The organism is Lentzea sp. NPDC060358 (assembly GCF_042725365.1).
Taxonomy (GTDB): domain Bacteria; phylum Actinomycetota; class Actinomycetes; order Mycobacteriales; family Pseudonocardiaceae; genus Lentzea.
On record NZ_JBHXCW010000351.1, the window covers coordinates 1 to 6202 of the forward strand.

Genomic DNA, 6202 nt, shown 5'->3' on the forward strand with positions numbered 1-6202 from the left:
GTACCAGCAGGCCCACGGCCACTCGCTGCTCGGCGACCGCGACGCCGTCGAACGCCTCCTGGACGAGGCCCAGCACCTCGCCGCAGCCGCCCCCGAGACCTTTGTGCGTACCCGGTTCCTCGCCCGCCTTCGTCTCAATTCGCCCGGTTCCGGCGGATTCGACGATGATCTGGGGGCCATCCGGGCAGCTCACCATGACATTTCGGGCATGCCCGGACATGCCGACCTGCGTGAACGAGTCGTCACACAGTGCGAACCAGGCGAAAACCGGGCAGGATTCCACCTAGTTGTGGTGCCGACCACAGTGTTTCCAGGGTGTTTCATCTATGCACGGCCCGAACGGGCAACCCGAGAGCCGAGTGGGCAGGTGACATGCGAGCAGAGGAACGCAAGCGCCGCATCCTGGCCAGGGCCCGCGCCGACGGCCGCGTCGACGTGGTGGAGATGGCGCAGGAGCTGCGCGTGGCGCCCGAGACGGTGCGTCGCGACCTGCGCGTTCTCGACGAGCACGGTTTGGTGCGCCGCACGCACGGCGGTGCGATCCCGGTGGAGAGCGCCGGGTTCGAGACGGGCCTGAGGTTCCGGGCGGGGTCGCACGTCCCGGAGAAGCGGCGCATCGCGAAGGCCGCGGCCGAACGGCTCGACGACGCCGAGACCGTGTTCATCGACGAGGGCTACACCCCGCAGCTCGTGGCGGAGGCGTTGCCCACGACCAACCCGCTGACGATCATCACCGCGTCGCTGCCGACCGCGGCGGCCATGTCCGAGCACCCCTCGTGCACCGTCCTGCTGCTGGGCGGCCGGGTTCGCGGGCACACACTGGCCACAGTGGACCACTGGACCACGAGGATGCTCGGCGAGATGGTCATCGACCTCGCCTACATCGGAGCGAACGGCATCTCCCGCGAGCACGGGCTGACCACCCCCGACCCCGCGGTCGGGGCGGTGAAGTCCAGGGCGCTCGGCGCGTCCCGGCGAAAGATCTTCGTCGGTACGCACACCAAGTTCGGCGTCTCGAGCTTCCACCGGTTCGCCGAGGTCTCCGATCTGGAGGCGGTCGTCACCGACAGCGGCCTCACCGCTCACGAGGCCCACCGCTACACCCTTCTGGGCCCCAAGGTCATCAGAGCCTGAGATCCCTCACCATTCGGGCGTGATCCCCCTACTTCACCGCGCCCGAAAACCCTGGAAAGGAACCGACGATGTCGTCGATTCGCACACCCCTCCGCGCATTCGGGGCCGCCACCGCAGTGCTGCTGCTCGCGTCCGCCTGTTCCGGCGCCGGCGGCGGGGGTGGTGGTGAGAACTCGGTGAACGTCCTGATGGTGAACAACCCGCAGATGCAGGACCTGCAGAAGCTCACCGCGGACAACTTCACCAAGGACACGGGCATCAAGGTGAACTTCACCGTGCTGCCGGAGAACGACGTCCGCGACAAGATCAGCCAGGACTTCTCCAGCCAGGCCGGGCAGTACGACGTGGCGACGATCTCGAACTACGAGACGCCCATGTACGCCAAGAACGGCTGGCTCGCGCCGATGGACGACTTCGTCTCCAAGGACAGCGGGTTCGACCAGGCCGACATCCTCGAGCCCATCAAGCAGTCGCTGACCGCCGCCGACGGCAAGGTGTACGCGCAGCCGTTCTACGGCGAGTCGTCGTTCCTGATGTACCGCAAGGACCTCCTCGACGCCAAGGGCATCACGCTGCCGGAGAAGCCGACCTGGCAGCAGGTCGCCGATGCCGCCCAGAAGGTCGCGACCCCCGAGGTCCGCGGCATCTGCCTGCGCGGCCAGCCGGGCTGGGGTCAGGTCATGGCGCCGCTCACGACGGTCGTGAACACCTTCGGCGGCACGTGGTTCACCAAGGACTGGCAGGCGCAGGTCAACGCGCCGGAGTTCAAGGAGGCCACCAAGTTCTACGTCGACCTCGTCCGCAACTACGGTGAGGCGGGCGCCCCGCAGGCCGGGTTCGCCGAGTGCCTGAACAACATGACGCAGGGCAAGGTCGCGATGTGGTACGACGCCACGGTCGCCGCCGGCCTGCTCGAGGCCAACGACTCCCCCGTCAAGGGCAAGCTCGGCTTCGCCCAGGCGCCGGTCGTGAAGACCGACAGCTCCGGCTGGCTCTACACCTGGGCGTTCGGCATCCAGAAGGCGTCGAAGAAGCAGGAGAACGCCTGGAAGTTCATCTCCTGGGCGTCGGGCAAGGGCTACGAGGAGCTCGCCGGCAAGACCCTCGGCTGGTCGAAGGTCCCCGACGGCAAGCGTTCGTCGACCTACCAGCGCGCCGAGTACAAGCAGTCCTCCGGGTCGTTCTCCGCGCAGGCCGAGGCCGCCATCAAGGGCGCGAAGCCGCTCAACCCCGGTGTGCAGGAGCGCCCGGCGCCCGGCATCCAGTTCGTCGGCATCCCCGAGTTCACCGACCTCGGAACCCAGGTGTCGCAGCAGATCAGCTCCGCGATCGCGGGTGCGACGTCCGTGGACGACGCGCTGAACAACGGTCAGGGTCTCGCCGAGAAGGTCGCCTCCAAGTACAAGGGGCAGTGACATGGCGGTAGTAGAGCGGGAGCGGGCGGCTGTGGACCGCCCGCCTCCCGTCCCCCGCAAGCAGTACCGGAAGTGGGCGACGCGGGCGCCGCTGCTGCCCGCGCTCATCTTCCTGATCATCGTGACGCAGCTGCCGTTCGTGGCGACGCTCGTCATCTCGTTCATGAAGTGGAACTCGCTCGACCCCGCCAACCGCGGGTTCGCCGGGTTCGACAACTACGTCAACGTGTTCACCGACCCCGACCTGCGGTCGTCGGTCGTGAACACGATCGTGCTCACGGCGTCGGTCGTGATCATCAGTCTGGTCCTCGGGCTGGGGCTCGCGCTGCTGCTCGACAAGAAGTTCGCCGGCCGCGGGTTCGTGCGCACGCTGCTGATCGCGCCGTTCCTCGTGGTCCCGGTGGCGGCGGCGCTGATCTGGAAGCACGTGCTCTACAACCCGGAGTACGGCCTCTTCAACGGCATCCTGAACTGGCTGGGCTTCGAGGCCCAGCCGGACTGGATCAGCACCATGCCGATGAGCGCCGTGGTGCTGTCGCTGGTGTGGCAGTGGACGCCGTTCATGATGCTGATCCTGCTGGCGGGCCTGCAGTCGAAGCCGATCGAACCCGTGGAGGCGGCCACGATCGACGGCGCCTCGTCGTTCCAGGTCTTCCGGTACCTGACGTTCCCGCACCTGCGCCAGTACCTGGAGCTCGGCGGCCTGCTCGGCTCGATCTACGTCGTGCAGAACTTCGACGCGGTCTTCACGATCACGTCCGGTGGCCTGGGCACGGCGAACCTGCCGTACATGATCTACCAGACCTTCTACCAGGCGCACGAGTACGGCGAGGCGTCCGCGGCCGGCGTGATCGTGGTGGCGGGCTCGATCGTGATCGCCACGTTCGCGTTGCGCACGGTGTCCTCGCTGTTCAAGGAGGAGAAGCGATGACCTCCCGATGGGTCAAACACGGCTGGGGCGTGCTCGCCTGGATCTCCGGCCTGGTGTTCTTCGCGCCGGTGGCCTGGATGTTCCTGACCTCGCTGCACAGCGAGGCGGACGCGGCGACGAACCCGCCGTCGCTGCTGGCGCCGCTGACGCTCGACGGCTACGCGGAGTTCTTCGACTCGGGCGCGTGGCCGCCGCTCATCAACTCGTTCAGCGCCTCGATCGGGTCGACGATCATCGTGCTGCTGCTGGCGATCCCGGCCGCGTACGCGTTGTCGATCAAGCCGGTGGAGAAGTGGACGGACGTCCTGTTCTTCTTCCTCTCCACCAAGATGATGCCGGTCGTCGCGGCGCTGCTGCCGATCTACCTGATCGCGCAGTTCTCCGGGATGCTCGACAACATCTCGTTCCTCACGCTGCTGTACTGCTCGATGAACCTGCCGATCGCGGTGTGGCTCATGCGGTCGTTCCTGTCCGAGGTCCCCAAGGAGATCCTCGAGGCGGCCTCGATCGACGGCGCGGGCCTGCTCACGATCCTGCGCAGGGTGGTGGCGCCGATCGCGATGCCCGGCATCGCGGCGACGGCGTTGATCTGCTTCATCTTCAGCTGGAACGAGCTGCTCTTCGCACGGGTGCTCACCGGTGTCGTCGCCGGCACCGCGCCCGTGTACCTGACCGGGTTCGTCACGTCGCAGGGCCTCTTCCTGGCCAAGGTCTGCGCCGCGGCGGTCGTGGTGTCTCTGCCGGTGCTCGTCGCCGGGTTCGCCGCCCAGGACAAGCTCGTCCAGGGCCTCTCGTTGGGAGCAGTCAAGTGAAAGCAGCAGTGATCACCGGCGTCGGTTCCGTCGAAGTGACCACTGTGGACGACCCGACGTGCGGTCCCCGCGAAGTGGTGGTGAAGGTGGCGGCCTGCGGGCTCTGCGGCACGGACCTGCACATCCTGCAGGGCGAGTTCGCGCCCACCCTGCCGGTCGTGCCGGGCCACGAGTTCGCGGGCACCGTCGTCGAGATCGGCTCGCAGGTGAACGAGGTGGCGGTCGGCGACCGGGTGGCCGTCGACCCGTCGCTCTACTGCTACGAGTGCCGGATGTGCCGGTCCGGCAAGAACAACCTGTGCGAGCGCTGGGCCGCCATCGGCGTCACGACGTCGGGTGGCGCGGCGGAGTTCGCGAAGGCCCCCGTGGCCAACTGCGTGAAGCTGCCCGACCACGTGCGGACCGAGGACGCGGCGCTGATCGAGCCGCTGTCGTGCGCGGTGCGCGGCTACGACGTGCTGCGGTCGCAGATGGCGTCCCGGGTGCTGATCTACGGCTCGGGCACGATGGGCCTGATGATGCTGCAGCTCGGCAAGCTCACCGGCGCGTCGTCGATCGAGGTCGTCGACCTGAACCCGGAGCGGCTCGAGACGGCGAAGCAGCTCGGCGTCACGGCCGTGGCGGCGACGCCGGACGAGCTGGACCGGCCGCAGGGCTGGGACGTCGTCATCGACGCCACCGGCAACGAGAAGGCCATCCAGGACGGGCTCGGGCGGGTCGCGAAGGGCGGCACGTTCCTCCAGTTCGGCGTCTCGGACTACTCGGCGCGGGTGACCATCGAGCCGTACAAGATCTACAACCAGGAGATCACCATCACCGGCTCGATGGCGGTGCTGCACTCGTTCGAACGGGCGGCGGACCTCTTCGCGACCGGTGTGCTCGACCCGGAGGTCTTCATCAGCGACCGGGTGCCCCTCGACGACTACGCGGGGGCGTTGGACCAGTTCAAGGCGGGCAAGGGCCGCAAGATCCAGGTCCTGCCGTGAGCTGAGCTCCGCAGGTTTCGCAGGTCGTTCGTGGGCACTCGTGTATCCAGGCGGGTGCCCACGACTCTTTCCGGACATGTCGAAGTCCGGGCAGAAAGTGGTACCGCCGTACTTTTCGCACATGTCCGACGAAGAGCTCCTCGTCTGGTACGCGGAGCTTCAGGCGCGGGCGATGAACCCGCAGCCTGGGGACGTCGATTTCGACCACGTCCACCAGCCGGCCGACCCGGTGTCCGTCGAGCAGCTGCGCCGGCGCGTCATGACGTTCCAGGGCTGGCCGGGCGGCCTCTCCACCCTCGACGACGGTTCGCCGTTCCACAACCTGTGGCACTGGCTCAGCGACTGACGCGGCGCGAGGTCCACCTCGCCCGCGTCGTCAGTGCGCTGGTGGCCGCGTGTGTGCTCTTCGCCGTCGTGCACACCGCGGTCACCGGCGTCGTCTCGCACCCGCGCAACTGGCTGGTCGCGTTCGCCTGCACCCTGCTCGGGGTGCGGGTGATCGGTCACGTCCGCAGGTCGGCCGTGGGGTGGCTGCTGCTGGTCATGGGCGTGTTCGGCGGCATCGCCGTCGCGGTCGCCGGTCAGCCCGCCGACCACCCCGCCCGGTGGGTCGAGGCGTGGGTCTGGTGGCCCACCTACGCGTTGCTGCCCGCCGTGGCACTGGTCTTCCCCAACGGCAAGCCGTTGAGCAACCGCTGGTGGGTCGCCATCGGCGCGTCGTTGTCCAGCGCCGTCCTCGGGACCGTGGGGATCGCGTGGGCGTCGTGGGGCGACCCGGCCGACTTCTGGCAGTCCGGCGGTGGCGGGTTCGCCAAGACGCTGACACTGGTCGCGGTGCTCGCGGCCGGTGCCTCGGTGGTCGCCGCGGTCGTGTCGCTGTTCCTGCGGTGGCGCCGGGCCGAGGGCGACGAACGCCGGTTGCTC

The 6202-nt window shown here is 68.2% G+C and carries 8 protein-coding genes; 7 read left to right on the plus strand and 1 reads right to left on the minus strand.

The window, feature by feature from the left end; all coding sequences use genetic code 11:
• Positions 1-283 (minus strand): hypothetical protein (locus tag ACFWGZ_RS38670; protein WP_382456559.1); only part of this gene is annotated, 283 nt, incomplete at its 3' end.
• 89 nt (positions 284-372) lie between these two features.
• Here ACFWGZ_RS38670 and ACFWGZ_RS38675 point away from each other — a divergent pair.
• The 7 genes from ACFWGZ_RS38675 to ACFWGZ_RS38705 form a co-directional block, all read left to right on the plus strand.
• Positions 373-1134: a DeoR/GlpR family DNA-binding transcription regulator gene (locus ACFWGZ_RS38675; protein ID WP_382456560.1), complete on the plus strand. Its 762-nt coding sequence runs from the start codon at positions 373-375 to the stop codon at positions 1132-1134.
• Between the two features lie 68 nt (positions 1135-1202).
• Complete coding sequence (locus tag ACFWGZ_RS38680; protein ID WP_382456561.1) at positions 1203-2549, plus strand: ABC transporter substrate-binding protein; 1347 nt, start codon at positions 1203-1205, stop codon at positions 2547-2549.
• A gap of 1 nt (position 2550) precedes the next feature.
• On the plus strand, positions 2551-3480 hold the full coding sequence (locus ACFWGZ_RS38685) for a carbohydrate ABC transporter permease (RefSeq protein ID WP_382456562.1): 930 nt from the start codon (positions 2551-2553) through the stop codon (positions 3478-3480).
• The gene (locus ACFWGZ_RS38690; protein WP_382456563.1) at positions 3477-4292 is read left to right on the plus strand and encodes a carbohydrate ABC transporter permease; all 816 of its coding nucleotides are present in this window, start codon (positions 3477-3479) and stop codon (positions 4290-4292) included. The genes ACFWGZ_RS38685 and ACFWGZ_RS38690 overlap by 4 nt, the downstream gene beginning before the upstream one ends.
• Positions 4289-5278, plus strand: coding sequence for a zinc-dependent alcohol dehydrogenase family protein (locus ACFWGZ_RS38695; protein WP_382456564.1), 990 nt, complete (start codon positions 4289-4291; stop codon positions 5276-5278). Before ACFWGZ_RS38690 ends, ACFWGZ_RS38695 begins: the two co-directional genes overlap by 4 nt.
• 121 nt (positions 5279-5399) lie before the next feature.
• Entirely contained in the window at positions 5400-5624 is a 225-nt protein-coding gene (locus ACFWGZ_RS38700) for a hypothetical protein (protein ID WP_382456565.1), read from the plus strand.
• Positions 5603-6202: hypothetical protein (locus ACFWGZ_RS38705; protein WP_382456566.1), on the plus strand; the 600-nt coding region annotated here is incomplete at its 3' end. The genes ACFWGZ_RS38700 and ACFWGZ_RS38705, both read left to right, overlap by 22 nt.